This is a genomic window from Serratia marcescens (assembly GCF_029846115.1).
GTDB classification, from domain to species: Bacteria; Pseudomonadota; Gammaproteobacteria; order Enterobacterales; family Enterobacteriaceae; genus Serratia; species Serratia marcescens_L.
This window is the reverse complement of sequence record NZ_JARVZZ010000001.1, coordinates 1,994,113-2,014,795: the sequence shown is the minus strand read 5'-3', so window position 1 is coordinate 2,014,795 and position 20,683 is coordinate 1,994,113. Positions and strand designations below refer to the sequence as shown.

General features: G+C 57.3%; 18 protein-coding genes. 9 read left to right on the top strand and 9 right to left on the bottom strand.

Features of this window, described 5'->3' with window-relative positions:
• The first annotated feature begins 73 nt into the window (after window positions 1-73).
• Window positions 74-772 (top strand): 7-cyano-7-deazaguanine synthase QueC, encoded by a 699-nt coding sequence (gene queC, locus QDT79_RS09350; RefSeq protein ID WP_025301770.1) that lies wholly within the window; start codon window positions 74-76, stop codon window positions 770-772.
• Window positions 773-807: 35 nt separating this feature from the next.
• Here queC and QDT79_RS09345 read toward each other — a convergent pair whose 3' ends face one another.
• From QDT79_RS09345 to bolA, 9 genes are all read right to left on the bottom strand, one after another.
• Window positions 808-1,221 carry an acyl-CoA thioesterase gene (locus tag QDT79_RS09345; RefSeq protein ID WP_063990977.1) on the bottom strand — a complete coding sequence of 138 codons (414 nt, stop codon included), beginning with the start codon at window positions 1,219-1,221 and terminating at the stop codon, window positions 808-810.
• 154 nt (window positions 1,222-1,375) lie between these two features.
• Window positions 1,376-1,753, bottom strand: a complete 378-nt coding sequence (locus QDT79_RS09340) for a ComEA family DNA-binding protein (protein ID WP_063990976.1) — start codon at window positions 1,751-1,753, stop codon at window positions 1,376-1,378.
• A gap of 138 nt (window positions 1,754-1,891) precedes the next feature.
• Window positions 1,892-3,775: a peptidylprolyl isomerase gene (gene ppiD / locus QDT79_RS09335; RefSeq protein WP_130018527.1), complete on the bottom strand. Its 1,884-nt coding sequence runs from the start codon at window positions 3,773-3,775 to the stop codon at window positions 1,892-1,894.
• Between the two features lie 178 nt (window positions 3,776-3,953).
• The gene (gene hupB, locus QDT79_RS09330; RefSeq protein WP_004940351.1) at window positions 3,954-4,226 is read right to left on the bottom strand and encodes a nucleoid-associated protein HU-beta; all 273 of its coding nucleotides are present in this window, start codon (window positions 4,224-4,226) and stop codon (window positions 3,954-3,956) included.
• Between the two features lie 216 nt (window positions 4,227-4,442).
• The gene (gene lon, locus QDT79_RS09325; RefSeq protein WP_033647305.1) at window positions 4,443-6,797 is read right to left on the bottom strand and encodes an endopeptidase La; all 2,355 of its coding nucleotides are present in this window, start codon (window positions 6,795-6,797) and stop codon (window positions 4,443-4,445) included.
• A gap of 194 nt (window positions 6,798-6,991) precedes the next feature.
• Window positions 6,992-8,263: an ATP-dependent protease ATP-binding subunit ClpX gene (clpX, locus tag QDT79_RS09320; RefSeq protein WP_004940354.1), complete on the bottom strand. Its 1,272-nt coding sequence runs from the start codon at window positions 8,261-8,263 to the stop codon at window positions 6,992-6,994.
• A 143-nt stretch (window positions 8,264-8,406) separates the two neighbouring features.
• On the bottom strand, window positions 8,407-9,030 hold the full coding sequence (gene clpP / locus QDT79_RS09315; protein WP_016928858.1) for an ATP-dependent Clp endopeptidase proteolytic subunit ClpP: 624 nt from the start codon (window positions 9,028-9,030) through the stop codon (window positions 8,407-8,409).
• A 438-nt stretch (window positions 9,031-9,468) separates the two neighbouring features.
• On the bottom strand, window positions 9,469-10,773 hold the full coding sequence (tig, locus tag QDT79_RS09310) for a trigger factor (protein ID WP_308316426.1): 1,305 nt from the start codon (window positions 10,771-10,773) through the stop codon (window positions 9,469-9,471).
• A 367-nt stretch (window positions 10,774-11,140) separates the two neighbouring features.
• Window positions 11,141-11,455 carry a transcriptional regulator BolA gene (bolA, locus tag QDT79_RS09305; RefSeq protein ID WP_004940361.1) on the bottom strand — a complete coding sequence of 105 codons (315 nt, stop codon included), beginning with the start codon at window positions 11,453-11,455 and terminating at the stop codon, window positions 11,141-11,143.
• A gap of 314 nt (window positions 11,456-11,769) precedes the next feature.
• Between bolA and QDT79_RS09300 the strand changes: the two genes are divergently transcribed.
• The 8 genes from QDT79_RS09300 (at window position 11,770) to QDT79_RS09265 (ending at window position 20,678) form a co-directional block, all read left to right on the top strand.
• Complete coding sequence (locus tag QDT79_RS09300; protein WP_004940363.1) at window positions 11,770-12,348, top strand: lipoprotein; 579 nt, start codon at window positions 11,770-11,772, stop codon at window positions 12,346-12,348.
• 51 nt (window positions 12,349-12,399) lie between these two features.
• Window positions 12,400-13,878, top strand: coding sequence for a muropeptide MFS transporter AmpG (gene ampG / locus QDT79_RS09295; RefSeq protein ID WP_107227182.1), 1,479 nt, complete (start codon window positions 12,400-12,402; stop codon window positions 13,876-13,878).
• A gap of 441 nt (window positions 13,879-14,319) precedes the next feature.
• Complete coding sequence (cyoA, locus tag QDT79_RS09290) at window positions 14,320-15,270, top strand: cytochrome o ubiquinol oxidase subunit II (RefSeq protein WP_004940365.1); 951 nt, start codon at window positions 14,320-14,322, stop codon at window positions 15,268-15,270.
• 3 nt (window positions 15,271-15,273) lie between these two features.
• Complete coding sequence (gene cyoB, locus QDT79_RS09285) at window positions 15,274-17,265, top strand: cytochrome o ubiquinol oxidase subunit I (RefSeq protein ID WP_063990972.1); 1,992 nt, start codon at window positions 15,274-15,276, stop codon at window positions 17,263-17,265.
• Entirely contained in the window at window positions 17,255-17,869 is a 615-nt protein-coding gene (locus QDT79_RS09280; RefSeq protein ID WP_004940367.1) for a cytochrome o ubiquinol oxidase subunit III, read from the top strand. The genes cyoB and QDT79_RS09280 overlap by 11 nt, the downstream gene beginning before the upstream one ends.
• Window positions 17,869-18,207 carry a cytochrome o ubiquinol oxidase subunit IV gene (locus QDT79_RS09275; RefSeq protein WP_063990971.1) on the top strand — a complete coding sequence of 113 codons (339 nt, stop codon included), beginning with the start codon at window positions 17,869-17,871 and terminating at the stop codon, window positions 18,205-18,207. Before QDT79_RS09280 ends, QDT79_RS09275 begins: the two co-directional genes overlap by 1 nt.
• Before the next feature lie 17 nt (window positions 18,208-18,224).
• Entirely contained in the window at window positions 18,225-19,115 is an 891-nt protein-coding gene (cyoE, locus tag QDT79_RS09270) for a heme o synthase (protein WP_025301761.1), read from the top strand.
• Window positions 19,116-19,313: 198 nt separating this feature from the next.
• Window positions 19,314-20,678, top strand: a complete 1,365-nt coding sequence (locus tag QDT79_RS09265; RefSeq protein ID WP_308316425.1) for an MFS transporter — start codon at window positions 19,314-19,316, stop codon at window positions 20,676-20,678.
• Window positions 20,679-20,683 lie beyond the last annotated feature (5 nt).

Genomic DNA, 20,683 nt, shown 5'->3' with positions numbered 1-20,683 from the left:
GTCGCCGCAACGCAATTTTATCCTGCCGCCCGAATGTGTATCGGGAGAGGCCAAAGCCCAAAAAGGTGATTTTATGAAGCGCGCGGTTGTCGTTTTCAGCGGTGGACAAGACTCCACGACCTGCTTGATCCAGGCATTGCAACAGTATGATGAAGTTCACTGCGTCACGTTCGATTACGGCCAGCGCCATCGCGCCGAGATTGAAGTGGCTCAGGAGCTGTCGGTGGCCCTCGGTGCCAAGGCGCACAAGGTGCTGGACGTAACGCTGCTCAATGAACTGGCCGTCAGCAGCCTGACGCGCGACAATATTCCGGTTCCCGCCTACGATCCCAATCAGAAAAATGCGCTGCCGAGCACCTTCGTGCCGGGCCGCAACATCCTGTTCCTGACGCTGGCGGCGATCTACGCCTACCAGGTGGAAGCGGAAGCGGTGATCACCGGCGTGTGTGAAACCGATTTCTCCGGCTATCCGGATTGCCGCGACGAGTTCGTTAAAGCGTTGAACAAGGCGGTGACGCTGGGCATCGCCCGCGATATCCGCTTCGAAACGCCGCTGATGTGGCTGAACAAGGCCGAGACCTGGGCGCTGGCGGATTATTACCACCAGCTGGATCGCGTGCGCCAGGATACGTTGACCTGCTACAACGGTATCAAGGGTGACGGCTGCGGCGAATGTGCCGCCTGCAACCTGCGCGCCAATGGCCTGATGCAGTACCGGGCCAACCAAGCGGAAGTGATGGCGGCGTTGAAACAGAAGGCCGCTCTGGCCTGAGGCAGTGACGGTGGCAGCCACTGCCACCCGTGAGCTTACTGCAGATTATCCTTCGGCGTGAGCACCTCCAGGTGCTCACGCAATTCTCCTTCGATCGGCAGCGCACGCTGCGTTTTCAGATCGACACACACGAAAGTCAGCAGCGCGTCGGCCACCGGCGTCCCCGCCGGATCCTGCGTCACCTTTTGGCTCAGCACCCCACTCTTGCCGTTGAGCTGCACCATCTGGCTGTCGATACGCAGCTTATCCCCCAATACCGCCGGGCTGCGGTAATTGATATTGATGTTCACCACGATGAAGGCGATGTTGTTTTCCGTCATCCAGCGGAATCCGGCCTCGTTCTCCAGCCATTCCCAGCGCGCCTCTTCCAGAAACTCCAGATAGCGGGCGTTGTTAACGTGCTGGTAAACATCAAGGTGATAACCGCGAACTTTGATAAAGGTTTGCATAGGGAACGATCGCTCCTGCCTGGTGATTACAGAAAAAGGGAGCCGCGGCGGCTCCCTCGCCCGTTTGGTCAATGCGCCAAACTGGTAAGACCTGTAAAATGTAGCAGAGGAGTCACGGCCTCAGCGGCATTTTGCCACGCAGCCGCGACCGGGATCACATTTTCAGCCGGGTGCGGTTCTTCTCAAACAGCGCCGGCCCGATGCCCGGCACCTCCTGTAACTGCTCAACCTGGGTGAACGGCCCGTTCTGCTCGCGGTAGCGCACGATGCCTTCCGCCTTCTTCAGACCGACGCCGCTCAAGGCGGCGGCCAGCTGTTCGGCGGTGGCCTGATTGATGCTGACCGCCGCCTCTTCGGTTGCCTTGGTCATCACCGATTGCCCGCCATTGCTCGCTGGTGTTGAGAGCATCGGCGCCTCGGTTTTATCCACCGCGGCGGCCGGCCCCGCCAGGCACAACAGCAGCGCGGTCAGCGCAGCTTTAATGTGATGCTGATAACCTGATAACGCTGATTTTTTCTCTGTATGTTGCATGCTGTATCCTCCTTGTGTGTGACAGCATGGCTACCTTGCCGCGGCGGCGGATATTCAGCAATCGGCCGATATCAGATATGGAAAAGGCCGCGAAAGCGGCCTTTGTTTGTTGCACTGCGTTGCAGAAAAATGCGGCGATTACTGCGGCTGTTGCTCAGCGGCGCCCATTTTGATCTTGGCTTCTTTACGCAGGCTCGCCAGCAGCGAATCGAAGGAAACGCCGGTCGCGCCCTCTTCCATCTTGCCGACGAAGGTTTTCATTTCGTCTTCCGGCAGCGTGCCTGGCTTCACCGCATCGAGTGCGATCAGCACCACGTTATCCTGGCGATCCTGCGACATGCCGTACACCGGTTTGCCGTCCTGCGGGTGCGGCAGCGCGAACACGCTCTCCACCAGCTGGCTGTCTTCCGGCGCGCGCGCCATCTTCTGCACTGCGCCAAAGCTCAGGCCGGCGGCTTTCATCGCCTCATCGCCCTTGCCCTGCTTCAACTCAACCAGCAGCTTCTCGCCCTGCAGCTTCGCTGCCTGCAGCGCCTTGTTGCGCTTCACCAGCTCAGCCACGCGATCTTTCACCTGGTCGAACGGTTCGATGCCTTCCGGCTTGTGGCCGCTCACGCGCACCACGAAAGCGCGGTCGCCGTCTACGGTGATCACGTCGGAGTTGCTGCCCGGCGCGCCGTTCTCGCCGATCAGCGAGCCGTCGAAGATCGCCTGCACGACCGGCTTGAAGTTCAGCGCGGCAGGAATGTTGTCACGGGTGAACCAGTCGCTTTGCGCCGCTTTCACGCCGGCCGCTTCTTCAGCCGAGGCCAGAGATTCGTTGTCGCTGGTCGCCGCTTCGCTCACCTTCTGCTGCAGCGCGTAATACGCGTCTACCGCTTTCTCCTGCTGCACCTGCTTGGCGATGGCGTCATGCACTTCGCTCAGCGGCTTCACTTTTTCAGGTGCGATATCGTTCAAACGCACGATCAGGTAGCCGACGGAAGATTTCACCACGCCGGACAGTTGCCCTTTCTCGGTCAGGTTAGCCTGCTTCAGCTCGTCGGCGGTGGTTTCCGGCTCCAGCCAACCCAGCTCACCGCCGGTACGGCGTGAGATGATGTCGGTGGATTTCTCTTTCGCCAGGGTGGCGAAATCGGCGCCCTTCTTCAGCTCGTCCAGCACCGCGTTGGCTTCCGCCTCGGTTTTCAGCTGGATCACGCTGTAGTTTTTACGCTCCGGCTGGCCGTAGCTGCTCTTGTGCTGGTCGTAGTAAGCGCTGATGTCCTCTTCGCTCACTTTCACCTTGTCCTGCATGGACGCGGCGTCCAGCGGGATATAGCTCACCTTCACCTGCTCAGGCGCGATGAAGCTGTTCTTGTTCTGATCGTAATACGCCTTCAGTTCGTCGTCGCCGGCGCTCTGTTTCGTTTGCAGCGCTTTCAAATCGATGGTCGCCAGGCGCACGTCGCGCTCCTGCAGCACCAACGCTGCCATGGCTTGCGATTCGGACGGCAGCACGAAGCCGGAGTCGCCGAAGGCCTGGATCACCTGCTGATTGACCAACTGCTGGCGCATCGACTGCGCGAAGTTGTCAGCGGTGTAGCCCATGCGGCCGATCAGATCGAGGTATTTGGCGTTATCGAACTGGCCATTGGTCTGGAAGTAAGGCGCCTTGCGGATGGCGTCCTTGATCTGATCGTCGCTGACCGCCAGGCCCAGCTTCTTGGCGTACTGGTCGAGCAGCATGTTGTCGATCAACTGGGACAACACCTGACGGCGCATCTGCTGCATGTAGCCTTCGTTGCCGGCCAGCGCAGAGAACTGGTCACCCAGCTGCTGCTGCATGCGGCTACGCTCGCTTTGGAAAGCCTGTTCCAGCTGAGCGCGTTCGATCGTCTGACCATTTACTTTCGCAGCATAATCGCCGGAGCCGCCGATCAGGTAGTTACCCACCCCGGTCAGAACGAATGACAGGATGATCAGGGCCAGGATGATTTTGAGCACGACGTGATTAGCAGCCGCGCGTAAATTGTCCATCATAGTGTGACAACACTCCGCTGTGATGTGGATTAACAACCCTTGTGCAGGCGCGTTCCCTGCGACAAAAATAAAAAAAGCGCATCAATCCGATGCGCCTTGTATCTTACCTTACCAGCACCGCTGCGTCAGGTGATTGTTTATTACAAAACCCTGTTACGCTAAACGGTTAGACGCCAAATCAGTTTACAGCGTCTTTCAGCGCTTTCCCTGCACGGAAGGCCGGTACTTTGGCTGCCGCGATTTTGATCTCTTTACCGGTCTGCGGGTTACGGCCGGTACGAGCCGAACGTTCACGCACGGTGAAGGAACCGAAACCTACCAGAGCCACGTCATCCCCTGCTTTCAGAGAGTCGGTAACGGAAGCGATTACTGCGTCTAAAGCACGTCCCGCTGCCGCTTTGGAAATATCAGCACCTGCGGCAATCTTGTCGATCAGTTGTGACTTATTCACTCTATCATCCCCTCTAGAATTCTATCGTCGCACCGAAAAATCCCTACGGTTGCGACAGCGCAGCTGTTATATCAATCCCATCGAACCTTGGCAAGCCACCGACTGGGTGGCAAAACGCCGGCCGACAGAGATCTAACTTAGCGGTACAAAAAAATACTGGCAAGTCCGAAATGGCTTGCCAGTATAAGTTTTATCAATGGTTTTTGCGATTCGTCACTATTTTGCCGCTACCGGCAGTGCGCCGAAGGCCGGGTTTTGCAACGCAATGTTCAAAACTTCATCGATTCGCTGCACCGGATGAATCTCCAGATCGGCGATAACATTGTCCGGAATCTCTTCCAGATCGCGCTTGTTCTCGTAAGGGATCAGCACGGTTTTGATGCCGCCGCGATGCGCCGCCAACAGCTTCTCTTTCAGGCCGCCGATCGGCAACACCTGACCGCGCAGCGTGATCTCGCCGGTCATCGCCACATCGGCGCGTACCGGGTTGCCGGTCAGGCAGGAGACCAGCGCGGTGCACATCGCGATACCGGCGCTCGGGCCGTCTTTCGGCGTCGCCCCTTCCGGCACGTGTACGTGGATGTCGCGTTTCTCGTAGAAATCGGCGTTGATGCCCAATTTCTCCGCGCGTGCGCGCACCACGGTCAGCGCCGCCTGAATCGATTCCTGCATCACTTCACCCAAGGAACCGGTGTAGGTCAGCTTGCCTTTGCCCGGCACGCAGGCGGTTTCGATGGTCAGCAGATCGCCGCCCACTTCCGTCCACGCCAGCCCGGTGACTTCACCCACGCGGTTTTCGGTATCCGCACGGCCGTAATCGACGCGCTGCACGCCCAGGTAATCCTTAAGGTTGTCGCCGTTGATCTCGATATGCTTAAGCTTCTTGTCCATCAGCAGCGTTTTCACCGCTTTACGGCACAGCTTGGAGATTTCACGCTCCAGGCTACGCACCCCGGCTTCGCGGGTGTAGAAGCGAATGATGCCGATGATGGCGCTGTCGTCGACCGTCAGCTCGCCTTTTTTCAGCGCGTTGCGCTCAAGCTGCTTCGGCAGCAGGTGCTGCTTGGCGATGTTGAGCTTCTCGTCCTCGGTGTAACCCGACAGGCGGATCACTTCCATACGGTCCAACAGCGGCGCAGGAATGTTCATCGAGTTCGAGGTGGCGACGAACATCACGTCGGACAGATCGTAATCCACTTCCAGGTAGTGGTCGTTGAACGCCACGTTCTGTTCCGGATCCAGCACCTCCAACAGAGCGGAGGCCGGATCGCCACGCATGTCGGAAGACATCTTGTCGATCTCATCCAGCAGGAACAGCGGGTTCTTCACCCCAACCTTGGCCATCTTCTGGATCAGTTTGCCCGGCATCGAACCGATGTAGGTACGACGGTGACCGCGGATTTCCGCTTCGTCACGCACGCCGCCCAGCGCCATGCGCACGTACTGGCGACCGGTCGCTTTGGCGATCGACTGCCCCAGCGAGGTTTTACCCACGCCCGGCGGCCCCACCAGACACAGGATCGGCCCCTTGATCTTGCTGACGCGGCTCTGCACCGCGAGGTACTCGAGGATGCGATCCTTGACGCGCTCCAGGCCGTAGTGATCGGTATCGAGCACTTCCTGCGCCTTGTTCAGGTCTTTTTTCACCTTGCTGCGCGCATTCCACGGCACCTGCAGCATCCAGTCGATGTAACCGCGTACCACAGTCGCTTCCGCCGACATCGGCGACATCATCTTCAGCTTTTGCAGTTCCGCTTCGGTTTTCTCGCGCGCCTCTTTCGGCATTTTCGCCGCATCGATCTTGCGCTTCAGCGCTTCGTGCTCGTCCGGCGCGTCGTCCATCTCGCCCAGTTCTTTCTGAATCGCCTTCATCTGCTCATTCAGATAGTACTCGCGCTGGCTCTTCTCCATCTGCTTCTTGACGCGGTTGCGGATACGTTTCTCGACCTGCAGCAGGTCGATCTCCGATTCCATCATCGCCATCAGGTATTCCAGACGTTCGGTGATGTCGGACATCTCGAGCACCGACTGCTTGTCGCTGAGTTTCAGCGGCATATGGGCGGCGATGGTGTCCGCCAGGCGCGCGGCGTCGTCGATGCTGTTCAGTGAAGTCAGCACCTCCGGCGGGATTTTTTTGTTCAGCTTGATATAGCCTTCAAACTGATTGATCGCAGTGCGCACCAGCACTTCCTGCTCGCGCTCGTCGATCGCCGGCGACTCAAGGTATTCCGCCTGCGCGGCGAAATGCTCACCGCTGTCGGACAGCGTAGTGATGCGCGCGCGCTGCAGCCCCTCGACCAGCACTTTTACCGTGCCGTCCGGCAGCTTCAGCATCTGCAGGATCGACGCTACGGTGCCAACCGAGAACAAGTCGTTAATGCCAGGTTCATCCGTTGAGGCCTCTTTCTGTGCCACCAGCATGATCTTCTTATCGTGATCCATTGCGGCTTCGAGGCACCGAATCGATTTTTCCCGGCCAACAAATAACGGGATCACCATGTGCGGATAAACCACCACGTCGCGCAATGGCAGAACGGGGATTTCAATGCGTTCGGAACGCTCAGGGTTCATAGAGCTCTCTCTTAGTTTAATTTCCGCCAGGTTGAGGGGGAATCTCATGAGACGCAAGCATCTAACGTTTCATAAAATCTGGTTAATGAGTATATGGGGATGAATCGCTTACATTCAACGGCAAGAATGCAGGAAAAAGAAATGGGGGATGAAATCCCCCATTTTGCTGATAACGCTCTGGTTTGACTGGCTAATTATTCACCAGATGCCTGGGCTTCCGGCTTGCCGTAAATCAGCAGCGGCTTGGATTGGCCGGCGATGACCGACTCGTCGATCACCACTTTGTCTACGCTGTCCATCGACGGCAGATCGTACATGGTGTCGAGCAGCGCGCCTTCCACGATGGAACGCAGGCCGCGGGCGCCGGTTTTGCGTGCCATGGCTTTCTTGGCGATGGCGTTCAGCGCTTCGTCGCGGAACTCCAGCTCCACGCCTTCCAGATTGAACAGCGCCTGATACTGCTTGGTCAGGGCGTTCTTCGGCTCTTTCAGGATCTGAATCAGCGCGTCTTCGCTCAGCTCGCTCAGGGTCGCTACCACCGGCAGACGGCCGATGAACTCTGGGATCAGACCGAACTTGATCAAATCTTCCGGTTCGGCCTGCAGCAGCAGTTCGCCTTCGGTCGCCTTCTCGGACTCGCCCTTGACGGTCGCGCCGAAGCCGATGCCCGAGCCGGTGTTGACGCGCTGGCCGATCACCTTATCCAGGCCGGCGAATGCGCCACCGCAGATAAACAGGATCTTGGAAGTGTCAACCTGCAGGAACTCCTGTTGCGGATGCTTGCGCCCCCCCTGCGGCGGAACCGCGGCGATGGTGCCTTCAATCAGCTTCAGCAGCGCCTGCTGCACGCCTTCACCCGAGACGTCACGCGTGATCGACGGGTTGTCGGACTTACGGGAAATCTTATCGATTTCATCGATATAAACGATGCCGCGCTGCGCTTTCTGCACGTCATAGTCACATTTTTGCAACAGCTTCTGGATAATATTTTCCACGTCCTCGCCCACGTAACCGGCTTCGGTCAGCGTGGTGGCGTCGGCCATGGTGAACGGCACGTCCAGGAAGCGCGCCAGCGTTTCCGCCAGCAGGGTTTTACCGCTGCCGGTCGGGCCGATCAGCAAGATGTTGCTCTTGCCCAACTCGATACCGTTGCTGGTATCGCCGTTGCGCAGGCGTTTGTAGTGGTTGTACACCGCAACCGCCAGCACTTTCTTCGCCTGCTCCTGGCCGATGACGTAGTCATCCAGGTGGTGGCGAATTTCGTGCGGCGTCGGCAGCGCACTGCGCTCACGATGCGGGGCAACTTCTTTAATCTCTTCGCGAATAATGTCGTTACACAGATCGACACATTCATCGCAGATATACACTGACGGCCCGGCAATCAGCTTACGCACTTCATGCTGGCTTTTGCCGCAAAAAGAGCAGTACAGCAGCTTTCCTGAACCGTCTTTGCGCTTATCTGTCATCAGTCAAACCTCTTCTTTAGTCTTGTCCCGCAGGAAAATCACGGCGGCAGTGCGCCCAAACTCATATCGGGAACGCCGAGGGGCCACAACAGAGCGAGCCCCTGCCCACTCTGATTACTATAGTCCATCGGCGCCGCGTGGTTCTAGCTGCGGTGTGTCAGAATGCCGTCAACCAGGCCGTATTCCACGGCTTCTTCCGCGGTCATAAAGCGATCGCGCTCGGTGTCGCGCTCGATCTGCTCCAGCGGCTGGCCGGTATGCTCGGCCATCAGTTCGTTCATGCGCGCTTTCACCTTGAGGATTTCACGCGCATGGATTTCGATGTCCGTCGCCTGGCCCTGGTAGCCGCCCAGCGGCTGGTGAATCATCACGCGCGAGTTCGGCAGGCAGAAACGTTTGCCTTTGGCACCCGCGGTCAGCAGGAAGGAGCCCATCGAGCACGCCTGGCCCATACAAATGGTGCTGACGTCCGGCTTGATGAACTTCATGGTGTCGTAAATCGACATGCCCGCGGTGATCACCCCGCCCGGCGAGTTGATGTAGAGGAAAATGTCTTTTTCCGGGCTTTCCGCTTCGAGGAACAGCATTTGCGCCACGATCAGGTTGGCCATGTGATCTTCCACCTGGCCGGTCAGGAAAATGATGCGCTCTTTCAGCAGGCGGGAATAGATGTCGTAAGAACGCTCCCCGCGTGAAGTCTGCTCTACCACCATCGGCACCAGCGCCATGTTCGGTGCAAATTGATCTCGTTCGCCACTGTATGACATTACCGTCTCCTAATAGAAATTGCCTTGGCGGCCAGGGTGTCACCCTAATACGCCGATTCTACTTGAGAACGGCCATGATGACTATGCTCAAGCATTCGACCCGCGCCACACGTACCCGACGGTTATTTCATCCCGCGCACTTTGGCAAACAGCCCCAGAATTATTCTTTACAGATTGGGGGATCCCGGCGCGATTTCAAGCCCAGGGGCCGATTTTCTCCGCGCGCCGAAAACGATGCCGTTAATCTGACCGTTATCATGCCAGCCAGTTCCCCAGGCAACAGGGTAAATATAGTGCATATTGCCCCGCTTAACCTGAGATTAATCAGCAACGTGGCAAAAAGAAAAGCCCGCAACCTCAGGTTGCGGGCTTTTTCATCGTGCGCCGGTTCGCCAGGCGAAACCGGGGGCGCCGTTCATCGCGCCCGGCACGCCGGCATTACGCCTGTTGAGTCTGGTTCATCAGCTCGCTGAAGGTAGTGGCTTTTTCAGTCACTTTCGCTTTTGCCAGCAGGGCTTCAACCGCTTGCTCTTCCAGAGCCACGTTGCGCATGTTGTTCATCAGCTCTTTGTTTTTGCTGTAGAACTCGATGACTTCGCTCGGATCTTCGTAGGCAGAAGCCATTTCTTCGATCAGCGTCTTCACGCGGTCTTCGTCAGCTTTCAGATCGTTGGTGCTGATCACTTCGCCCAGCAGCAGGCCAACCACTACGCGGCGCTTCGCTTGCTCTTCGAACAGCTCGCGTGGCAGTTCCAGCGCTTGCTTCTCGTTGCCACCGAAACGCTGTGCAGCCTGACGACGCAGTACGTCGATTTCGCCGTCGATCAGGGCAGCTGGCACGTCGATTTCGTTCGCGCTCACCAGGCCGTCGATCGCCTGAGACTTGATGCGGTTACGCACGGCGCCTTTCAGCTCGCGCTCCATGTTCTTGCGAACTTCGGTGCGCAGGCCGGCAACGGAACCGTCCGCCACGCCGAAACGCTTGATGAACTCTTCGGTCAGTTCCGGCAGCTCGCGCTCTTCAACTTTCTTCAGCACGATATCGAATTTGGCCGCTTTGCCCTTCAGGTTTTCCGCGTGGTAATCTTCCGGGAAGTTCACGTCGATGGAGAACTCTTCGCCCGCTTTGTGGCCGACCAGACCTTCTTCGAAGCCTGGGATCATGCGGCCCTGGCCCATTGCCAGTACGAAGTCGGACGCTTTGCCGCCTTCGAACTCTTCACCGTCGATAGAACCGGTGAAGTCAACGGTCACGCGATCTTCAGCTTCCGCTGCACGATCGGTTTCTTTCCAGGTCGCCTGCTGCTTGCGCAGGGTGTCCAGCATCGCGTCGACGTCTTCGTCGTTCACTTCAACCACAGGTTTTTCAACTTCGATGTTTTCCAGGCCTTTCAGCTCAACTTCTGGATACACTTCGAACTCAACGGCGAAAGTGAAGTCTTCACCTTCTTTGTACTCGCCCGGCACGTAGTTTGGTGCGCCGGCCGGATTAATCTTTTCTTTGATGATCGCGTCAACGAAGCTGCGCTGCATCGCTTCGCCCAGCACGTCCTGACGAACAGAAGCGCCGTAACGCTGTTCCACGATGTTCATCGGCACTTTGCCTTTGCGGAAGCCGTCGATACGCACGCTTTTCGCTGCGTTGATCAGCTCTTTCTTCACCGCCTGCTTGATAGTATCAGCCGGTACAGTAATAGAGAGACGGCGCCCAAGGCCTTGAGTGGTTTCTACTGAAACTTGCATCTTGTTACCTCAAAAAAATCACAGTGCTCGGTCAACTCCGTTCCAAGAACCAGGACGGCTACAAATAAGAACCGAGTTCCCTGATGACAGAAGCGTCCCGAAACCATTCCGGAAAAATAAGACGCGACATTATAGCGGCGCATGCATGGCGAGTCGAGGAAAGCTAGGCGGCGCAGGCGCGCTAAAACTCACACTTTTGCCGATTCGATCGCCAAAAGGCCGCCAAAACAGACCAAACGTTGGCCACATTGCGCATCGGCCGTGTCGTCGTCAAAAACAGAAACGGCCCGCAGGCCGTTTCAAAATTCGTCAGTAGTAATACCCTAATTCAAGGGCAAAGTTCCACTGATACCTGAAAATTTCCCCCTCAGGCCAGCGTCCCGGCGCCGCGGCACGGCGGCGAGGCCGGCACGGTATCCTGCAACCCTTCCCACTCCTTGAGCGTATAGGTGTGCAGCGCCAGCGCGTGTACGCCGTCCGCCAGCTCCTCCGACAACACGCCGTAGATGGAGCGGTGGCGCGTCAAAAAACGTTCGCCGACGAAGCGATCGCTGACCAATACCACTTTGAAATGGCTTTCTGAACCCGCCGGAACGTTATGACGATAGCTTTCATCAACGACTTCCAGATACGCGGGCTCAAACGCCGCCCTTAACTTTGCTTCTATTTGCTCGCGAATCATAGGATCTCCTTACAACACCGGCAGAGGACCGTGCCCATCTAGTTCAATATTAGCCGGTTTTCCCCCGTTTAGACCATCGCCGGGACAAATTTCTCTTTTCTGCGGTCAAATGATGAGCGCCATCCCCGTCGCTTGGGGGATTATCCGATTGAGCGGGCCAAAAAAGCGTGTTTTTATCAACGGCAGGTAAAAATTTGTCACTCAGGCGCCTTCCGCGCTTCCACCGCACGGCGGCGATGCTATGATGTCGGCAATTTGTTGTCGGCTATCCCGCTCTGATTATTGCTAAATCCATCGAGAATGAGACAGAAAACATGTTAAAGAAACTTTGTCTTCCTTTGCTGGCCGCCCTGCTGCTGGCTGGCTGCGCGACCAGCAGCAACACCCTGAACGTCACGCCGAAAATCGTTCTGCCGCAGCAGGATCCAACCCTGCAGGGCATCACCGTCAGCATCAACGGCGCGGATCAGCGCACCGATCAGGCGCTGGCCAAGGTGAATCGCGACGGCCAACTGGTCACGCTGACGCCATCGCGCGATCTGCGTTTCCTGCTGCAGGAAGTGCTGGAGAAACAGATGGGTGCTCGCGGCTACATGATCGGCGCCGACGGCCCGGTGGCGCTGCAGATCGTCGTGAATAATCTGTACGCGGACGTCGCCGAAGGTAACCTGCGCTACAACATCACCACCAAAGCCGACATCTCGATCATCGCCCAGGCGAAGAACGGCAACAAGCAGGTGAAGAATTACCGCTCGACCTATAACGTGCAGGGCGCCTTCACGGCGACCAACGAGAAGATCACCGACGCCGTCAACTCCGTGCTGGGCGACGTGATCGCCGACATGGCCCAGGACACCAGCGTCAACGATTTCATCAAGCAAAACGCGCGCTAATCACCGCGCCTTGTGCCGCCCGGCGGATCGGGCGGCACAGACAGGGACCTCATGTCGAAACACTATCTGAACATCTTCACCCAGCGTAACTCCGCCATTCTGCTGCTGCTGGGCTTCGCGTCGGGTCTGCCGCTGGCATTGACCTCCGGCACGCTGCAAGCCTGGATGACCGTCGAAAATATCGATCTGAAAACCATCGGCATCTTCTCGCTGGTGGGCCAGGCCTACGTCTTCAAATTCCTCTGGTCGCCGTTCATGGACCGCTATACCCCGCCGTTCCTCGGGCGGCGGCGCGGTTGGCTGCTGATCAGCCAGCTGCTGCTGGTGGTAGCGATCGTGGCGATGGGCTTTATGCAGCCCGCGCAGCACCTGTGGTGGCTGGCGGCGTTGGCGGTGCTGGTGGCGTTCTGCTCCGCCTCGCAAGATATCGTGTTCGACGCCTACAAGACGGACCTGCTGAAAGCCGAAGAACGCGGGGCGGGTGCGGCGATCTCGGTGCTGGGCTACCGGCTGGCGATGCTGGTTTCCGGTGGCCTGGCGCTGTGGCTGGCGGATCGCTATTTCGGCTGGCAAGCCACCTACTGGCTGATGGCCGGATTGATGCTGATCGGCGTGGCCGCCACGCTGCTGGCGCCGGAGCCGGACGAAAGCATCCCGGCGCCGCGCACCATGGAACAGGCGGTCGTCGCGCCGCTGCGCGATTTCTTCGGCCGCAACAACGCCTGGCTTATCCTGCTGCTGATCGTGATGTATAAAATGGGCGACGCCTTCGCCGGCAGCCTGAGCACCACGTTCCTGATCCGCGGCGTGGGGTTCGACGCCGGTGAAGTCGGGTTGGTGAACAAAACCCTCGGCCTGTTCGCCACCATCGTCGGCGCCCTGTTCGGCGGCGTGCTGATGCAGCGTCTCAGTCTGTTCCGCGCGCTGATGCTGTTCGGCGTCCTGCAGGCGGTCTCCAACCTCGGGTATTGGATCCTGGCGGTGACCGACAAGAGCCTGCTCACCATGGGCAGCGCCATCTTCCTCGAAAACCTGTGCGGTGGCATGGGCACCGCGGCCTTCGTCGCGCTGCTGATGACGCTGTGCAACCGGTCGTTCTCCGCCACCCAGTTCGCGCTGCTGTCGGCGCTGTCTGCCGTGGGGCGCGTCTATGTCGGCCCGATCGCCGGCTGGTTCGTCGAAGCCCACGGCTGGCCGTTGTTCTACCTGTTCTCTATCGCCGCCGCCCTGCCCGGCTTGCTGTTGCTCAGCATCTGCCGCCAGACGCTGGAGCACACCCAGCAGCATGACAACTTTATGCCGCGCACCGAGTTTTCAGAATCTTACCGTTGGGCGCTGCGCTTGCTGACGCTAGGCTGTTCGCTGTTGGGCCTGTGGTTGCTGTTGCTGATCGCCAATGCGCTGGACTGGACGCAGGCACCGCTGTTGGCCGATCGGCTGCTGCAGGTCGGCGCCGCGCTGAGCCTGCTCGGCGTCGCGATGGGCAGCACGCTGGATTACCTGGCCCTGCGCCGCACCCGTTTGGCATAATCTGACCGGCCGGTGATTTCGCCGGCCGAAAAAAAAAGCGATCCGGGGGTATATTTATTTCGCTAAAAAAAGATAATCGGTGCGGAAATTATTTTTTTATCCGACTGCGGCGCTCGGAAATAAAATTAAATTCACCTTTAAGACACAATTATTTTACATTAAATAAACCTTTTCTGCGTATTTCCCCGTCGCGCATTTCTTCGCCAAATTCATCATACCTTTAGTTTTCCTTAACATACGGGCTGCTCGTCACGATTCAGCGTGCCAACGCGTTGTTGTCATTGGTAAATTGTCACGCAGGGTTACATCTGTGACCCCCTTAACAGAAAGTGTCAACAAGCCGCTGACACTCCCTTAAGCATGTTTACAGTACTGCAACCTTCCCGTAAAATGCCCGCACACATGAAACGACAATTGAGCCTTTGTTATTGAGGTCGTTAGATGAGACTTAAGAAATACAATAAAAGTATTGGGATGCTGTCATTAATCGCAGGCACTGTATTGCTCAGTGGCTGCGATATGGTTTTGATGAATCCCAAAGGAGCAATTGGTGTTGAGCAACGGACACTGATTATCACTGCAATCGCGTTGATGTTGATCGTGGTGGTGCCAGTTATCTTCATGGCGTTCGCCTTTGCCTGGAAGTATCGCGCTTCCAACAAAGACGCCAAGTACAGTCCGAACTGGGCCCACTCCAACAAGATCGAAGCGGTCGTCTGGACCATTCCTATCATTATCATCGCCATCCTTGGCACCATTACCTGGAAGACCACCCACGAACTCGACCCGTTCAAGCCGATTGTCACCGACAAGAAGCCGATGACGATCGAAGTGGTGTCGCTCGACTGGAAATGGCTGTTCATCTACCCGGAACAAGGCATTGCGACCGTTAATGAGCTGGCTTTCCCGAAAGATGTTCCAGTCGAATTCAAGATCACCTCGAACTCGGTAATGAACTCGTTCTTTATCCCGCAGTTGGGTGGACAGATTTATGCGATGGCCGGCATGCAGACCAAACTGCACCTGATCGGCAACGAAGCCGGTGCCTACAAGGGCATCTCCAGCAGCTACAGCGGCGCAGGCTTCTCCGGTATGAAATTCACCGCGATCGTTACCCCGACCGAAGGCGACTTCGATCAGTGGGTGGCCAAGGTGAAGGCATCGTCTAAAAACCTGAACACCACCGACGACTTTAACAAACTGGCAGAGCCGAGTGAAAACAACCCGGTTGAGTACTTTGCCGCTGTCAAACCGAATTTGTTCAAAGAAACAATTGCCAAATTCATGGGCGACATGGATATGCACAAGGGCGCTGGCGCGCACGAAGGCATGGACATGAGCCAAGGTATGGACATGGGTGAACATGCTGCTCACGCCGGAGCCGAGGAATAACTGATGTTGGGAAAATTAACACTTGATGCGGTTCCGTACCACGAACCGATCATCATGGTCACCGTAGCCGCAATTATTGTCGGGGGCCTGGCAGTGCTGGCGCTGCTGACATATTTCGGCAAATGGAAGTGGCTGTGGAGCGAATGGCTGACTTCGGTCGACCATAAAAAAATTGGTATCATGTACATCATCGTGGCGATGGTCATGCTGCTGCGCGGCTTCGCCGACGCCATCATGATGCGTAGCCAGCAGGCGTTGGCGTCCGCCGGCGAAGCCGGGTTCCTGCCGCCGCACCACTACGACCAGATCTTCACCGCGCACGGCGTTATCATGATCTTCTTCATGGCGATGCCTTTCGTGGTCGGCCTGATGAACGTCGTGGTGCCGCTGCAAATCGGTGCGCGCGACGTCGCCTTCCCGTTCCTGAACTCCCTGAGCTTCTGGTTCTTCGTGGTGGGCGTTGTGCTGATCAACATCTCCCTGGGGGTCGGTGAGTTCGCTCAGACCGGTTGGCTGGCGTATCCGCCGCTGTCGGGTAAAGAGTACAGTCCTGGCGTCGGGGTCGATTACTGGATCTGGAGCCTGCAGATTTCCGGTCTGGGTACCCTGCTGACCGGCGTGAACTTCTTCGCCACCATTCTGAAGATGCGTGCCCCTGGCATGCCTCTGATGAAGATGCCGGTGTTCACCTGGGCGGCACTGTGTACCAACGTCCTGATCATCGTTTCTTTCCCAATTCTGACCGTCACCATCGCGCTGCTGACCCTGGATCGCTATCTGGGCACCCATTTCTTCACCAATGATATGGGCGGCAACATGATGATGTACATCAACCTGATTTGGGCCTGGGGTCACCCAGAGGTGTATATTCTGGTTCTGCCGGTGTTCGGCGTGTTCTCCGAAGTCACCGCAACCTTCTCCAGAAAACGCCTGTTCGGCTATACCTCACTGGTATGGGCAACCATCGCGATCACCGTTCTGTCGTTCATCGTCTGGCTGCACCACTTCTTCACCATGGGGTCCGGCGCGAACGTTAACGCCTTCTTCGGTATCGCCACCATGATCATTTCCATCCCGACCGGGGTGAAAATCTTCAACTGGCTGTTCACCATGTATCAGGGCCGTATCAAGCTCAACTCCGCGATGCTGTGGACCGTTGGCTTCATCATCACCTTCTCCGTGGGTGGTATGACCGGCGTTCTGCTGGCGGTGCCGGGCGCGAACTTCGTGCTGCACAACAGCCTGTTCCTGATCGCTCACTTCCACAACGTCATCATCGGCGGCGTGGTGTTCGGTTGCTTCGCGGGCCTGACCTACTGGTTCCCGAAATCCTTCGGCTTCACGCTGAACGAAAAATGGGGCATCCGCGCGTTCTGGTTCTGGATCATCGGCTTCTTCACCGCCTTCATGCCGCTGTACGCATTGGGCTTTATGGGCATGACCCGTCGTATCAGCCAGAACATCAACCCTGAGTTCCACCCTCTGCTGCTGGTTGCAGCCGGCGGTGCGGCGCTGATCGCCTGCGGCATCCTGTGCCAGCTGATTCAGATCTTCGTCAGTATCCGTGACCGCGAACAGAACCGCGATCTGACCGGTGACCCATGGGGTGCTCGTACTCTGGAGTGGTCAACGTCTTCTCCACCGCCGTTCTATAACTTTGCCGTAGTGCCGCAGATTCATGACCGTGATGAATTCTGGGACATGAAAGAAAAAGGCGAAGCGTATAAGAAACCGGCTAAATACGAACCGATTCATATGCCTAAGAACACCGGCGCCGGCGTTATCATCGCCTTCTTCAGCCTGGTCTTCGGTTTCGCAATGATTTGGGAAATCTGGTGGATGGCTCTGGCCGGCTTCATCGGTATGATCGTTGTCTGGATCGGCAAGAGCTTCGATCACGATGTTGACTACTATGTGCAGGTTGATGAAATCGAGCGCATTGAGAACCAACACTACGAACAAATCCGTAAAGCAGGCGTGAACCATGTCAACTGAAACTCTGACCAATCATAACGCAGCCCATGCAGAGCATGGGCACCACGACGCGGGAGAGACCAAAGTCTTCGGATTCTGGATCTACCTGATGAGCGACTGTATTTTGTTTGCGAGCTTGTTCGCGACTTATGCAGTCCTGGTGAACGGGACCGCTGGCGGTCCCTCAGGCAAAGACATCTTCGACCTGAAGTTTGTCCTGGTCGAAACTTTCCTGCTGTTGTTCAGCTCCATCACCTACGGCATGGCGATGATCGCCATGAACAAGGGTAAAGTTGGCGGTGTAAACACCTGGCTGTTCCTGACCTTCCTGTTTGGTCTGGGCTTCGTGGCGATGGAAATCTATGAATTCCATCACCTGATCGCCGAAGGCTTCGGTCCAGATCGCAGCGCGTTCCTGTCCAGCTTCTTCGCGCTGGTCGGCACCCACGGTCTGCACGTGACTTCCGGCCTGATTTGGATCATCGTGCTGATGATTCAGGTGAGCAAGTTCGGCCTGACCGCGACCAACAAAACCCGCCTGATGTGCCTGAGCCTGTTCTGGCACTTCCTGGACGTGGTCTGGATCTGCGTATTTACCGTTGTCTACCTGCTGGGGGTTATGTAATGAGCCATTCATCCCATGAAACCTCTCACGGCGGCGCAAGCCACGGCAGCGTGAAGTCATACCTGGTCGGCTTTATCCTGTCGATCATCCTGACGGTAATTCCATTTGCGATGGTAATGAACGGCTCCGCCTCTCATTCCACCATCCTGGCGGTTGTTGTCGGTATGGCGGTTATCCAGGTGATTGTTCACCTGGTTTACTTCCTGCACATGAACACCTCATCGGAAGAGCGCTGGAACCTGGTGGCATTGCTGTTCACCGCTATGATCATCGGTATCGTTGTTGTAGGTTCACTCTGGATTATGTACAACCTCAACATCAATATGATGGTCGATTAAGAGCTGAGCTGCACGTGATGATTAAGCAATACCTGCAAGTCACTAAACCAGGAATTATTTTCGGCAATTTAATTTCTGTCGTTGGGGGATTCCTGCTCGCTTCCAAAGGGAGCATCGACTATCCCCTGTTTCTCGCCACCCTGGTGGGTGTCTCGTTGGTGGTCGCGTCGGGCTGTGTGTTTAACAACTACATCGACCGCGACATCGACAAGAAAATGGAGAGAACGAAGAATCGGGTGCTGGTAAAAGGCCTGATCGCGCCGAGTGTCACCCTGGTTTATGCGACCGCTTTGGGTATTGTGGGCTTTGCGTTGCTGTATATCGCAGCCAACCCGCTGGCCATGTGGCTGGCGGTGATGGGCTTCGTGGTTTATGTCGGCGTTTACAGCCTGTACATGAAACGCCACTCGGTCTACGGCACGCTGATCGGCAGCCTGTCGGGAGCCGCGCCGCCGGTTATCGGCTACTGCGCGGTGACCAACGAGTTCGACGCCGGCGCGTTGATCCTGCTGGCTATCTTTAGCCTGTGGCAGATGCCGCATTCTTATGCGATCGCTATCTTCCGCTTTAAAGATTACCAGGCGGCCAACATTCCGGTCCTGCCGGTGGTGAAAGGCATTTCCGTCGCCAAGAACCACATCACGGTCTACATCCTGGCATTTATGATCGCCACGCTGATGCTGACCTTGGTGGGTTACGCCGGCTACAAATACCTGATCGTCGCTGCGGCGGTGAGCGTATGGTGGCTCGGCATGGCGCTGCGCGGTTACAAGACCGAAAACGACAGCGTCTGGGCGCGTAAACTGTTCGTGTTCTCGATCGTCGCCATCACCTCGCTGAGCGTGATGATGTCGATCGACTTCAGCGCCACGGCGGCGCCTGAAGCGCTGGTGACCTACGTTTGGTAAGCCAAATCATCTGTGAATGGGCCGCTTTTGCGGCCCATTTTATTTGTCACGCTGAAAAGCGGCCGAACTGTAATATCTGTTAAACAACATTCGATTTACCCCCCCTGCCCTGCACACTAAAATGACGCAGCTTTACAGAAATCATGCCATCAGGCGCTGTCGCAACGTCTGATGGCATGGTTTTTACCGAGGTTTGATGTGAACGATAATTCAATGACCCCGCAGGAGCGCCGCGCCACCTGGGGATTGGGCACCGTATTCTCCTTGCGCATGCTCGGCATGTTTATGGTACTGCCGGTGCTGACCACCTACGGCATGGCGCTCAACGGCGCCAGCGAAGCGCTGATCGGCATCGCCATCGGCATCTACGGCCTGGCGCAGGCGGTGCTTCAAATCCCGTTCGGCCTGGTGTCCGACCGCATCGGCCGCAAGCCGCTGATCGTCGGCGGCCTGCTGATCTTTGCCCTCGGCAGCGTGATCGCCGCCGCTACCGACTCAATCTGGGGCGTGATCCTCGGCCGCGCGCTGCAAGGCTCCGGCGCGATCGCCGCCGCGGTCATGGCGCTGCTCTCAGATCTGACCCGCGAGCAGAACCGCACCAAGGCGATGGCGTTTATCGGCGTCAGCTTCGGCATCACCTTTGCCATCGCCATGGTATTGGGCCCTATCATCACCCACGCCTTCGGCCTGCATGCGCTGTTCTGGATGATCGCCGTACTGGCGCTGGCCGGCATTGTCATCACCCTGGCAGTAGTGCCTTCCGCCGACACTCACCTGCTGAACCGCGAGTCCAGCATCGTGCGCGGCAGCTTCCGCAAGGTGCTGAGCAACTCGCGCCTGCTGAAGCTCAACTTCGGCATCATGTGCCTGCATATCCTGCTGATGTCGAGCTTCGTGGCGCTGCCGCTAGCGATGGAAAAAGCCGGACTGGCAGCCAGCGAGCACTGGATCGTTTACTTGGTCACCATGCTGGTGTCATTCGCCGCCGTGGTGCCTTTCATCATCTATGCCGAAAAATATCGCCGCATGAAGCAGGTCTTTATGGGCTGCGTGGCGGTGCTGTTTTGCGCCGAAGTGCTACTGTGGCTCTCCGGCGCGCACCTGTGGGGCATCATCGCCGGCGTGCAGCTGTTCTTCATGGCCTTCAACGTGATGGAAGCCATTCTGCCTTCTCTGATCAGCAAAGAATCGCCGGCCGGCTATAAGGGCACCGCAATGGGGGTCTACTCCACCAGCCAGTTTATCGGCGTGGCGATCGGCGGCAGCCTCGGCGGCTGGCTGTACGGTTTGCAGGGGGCGGGCTTGGTGTTTATCGCCGGCGCCGTGTTGGCCGCGCTCTGGTTCCTGGTCAGCAGCACCATGAAAGAGCCGCCGTATGTCAGCAGCCTGCGCATTACGCTGTCGGAACTGGCGGTGAAGGATTCGGCGCTGGAAAGCCGCCTGAAGGCGCAGCCCGGCGTGGCCGAGGCGATCGTGGTGCCGGAAGAGCGCAGCGCCTACGTCAAGGTGGATACCAAACAGACCAATCGCGGTCAGTTGGAAGCGCTGGTCAATTCGCTGTAAAGAAA

What these genes read in the sequence shown, in the direction of transcription:
- queC (WP_025301770.1), top strand. Translation starts at nt 74, where the DNA reads ATGAAGCGCGCGGTTGTCGTTTTCAGCGGTGGACAAGACTCCACGACC.
- QDT79_RS09345 (WP_063990977.1), bottom strand. Translation starts at nt 1,221, where the DNA reads ATGCAAACCTTTATCAAAGTTCGCGGTTATCACCTTGATGTTTACCAG.
- QDT79_RS09340 (WP_063990976.1), bottom strand. Translation starts at nt 1,753, where the DNA reads ATGCAACATACAGAGAAAAAATCAGCGTTATCAGGTTATCAGCATCAC.
- ppiD (WP_130018527.1), bottom strand. Translation starts at nt 3,775, where the DNA reads ATGATGGACAATTTACGCGCGGCTGCTAATCACGTCGTGCTCAAAATC.
- lon (WP_033647305.1), bottom strand. Translation starts at nt 6,797, where the DNA reads ATGAACCCTGAGCGTTCCGAACGCATTGAAATCCCCGTTCTGCCATTG.
- clpX (WP_004940354.1), bottom strand. Translation starts at nt 8,263, where the DNA reads ATGACAGATAAGCGCAAAGACGGTTCAGGAAAGCTGCTGTACTGCTCT.
- clpP (WP_016928858.1), bottom strand. Translation starts at nt 9,030, where the DNA reads ATGTCATACAGTGGCGAACGAGATCAATTTGCACCGAACATGGCGCTG.
- tig (WP_308316426.1), bottom strand. Translation starts at nt 10,773, where the DNA reads ATGCAAGTTTCAGTAGAAACCACTCAAGGCCTTGGGCGCCGTCTCTCT.
- bolA (WP_004940361.1), bottom strand. Translation starts at nt 11,455, where the DNA reads ATGATTCGCGAGCAAATAGAAGCAAAGTTAAGGGCGGCGTTTGAGCCC.
- QDT79_RS09300 (WP_004940363.1), top strand. Translation starts at nt 11,770, where the DNA reads ATGTTAAAGAAACTTTGTCTTCCTTTGCTGGCCGCCCTGCTGCTGGCT.
- ampG (WP_107227182.1), top strand. Translation starts at nt 12,400, where the DNA reads ATGTCGAAACACTATCTGAACATCTTCACCCAGCGTAACTCCGCCATT.
- cyoA (WP_004940365.1), top strand. Translation starts at nt 14,320, where the DNA reads ATGAGACTTAAGAAATACAATAAAAGTATTGGGATGCTGTCATTAATC.
- cyoB (WP_063990972.1), top strand. Translation starts at nt 15,274, where the DNA reads ATGTTGGGAAAATTAACACTTGATGCGGTTCCGTACCACGAACCGATC.
- QDT79_RS09280 (WP_004940367.1), top strand. Translation starts at nt 17,255, where the DNA reads ATGTCAACTGAAACTCTGACCAATCATAACGCAGCCCATGCAGAGCAT.
- QDT79_RS09275 (WP_063990971.1), top strand. Translation starts at nt 17,869, where the DNA reads ATGAGCCATTCATCCCATGAAACCTCTCACGGCGGCGCAAGCCACGGC.
- cyoE (WP_025301761.1), top strand. Translation starts at nt 18,225, where the DNA reads ATGATTAAGCAATACCTGCAAGTCACTAAACCAGGAATTATTTTCGGC.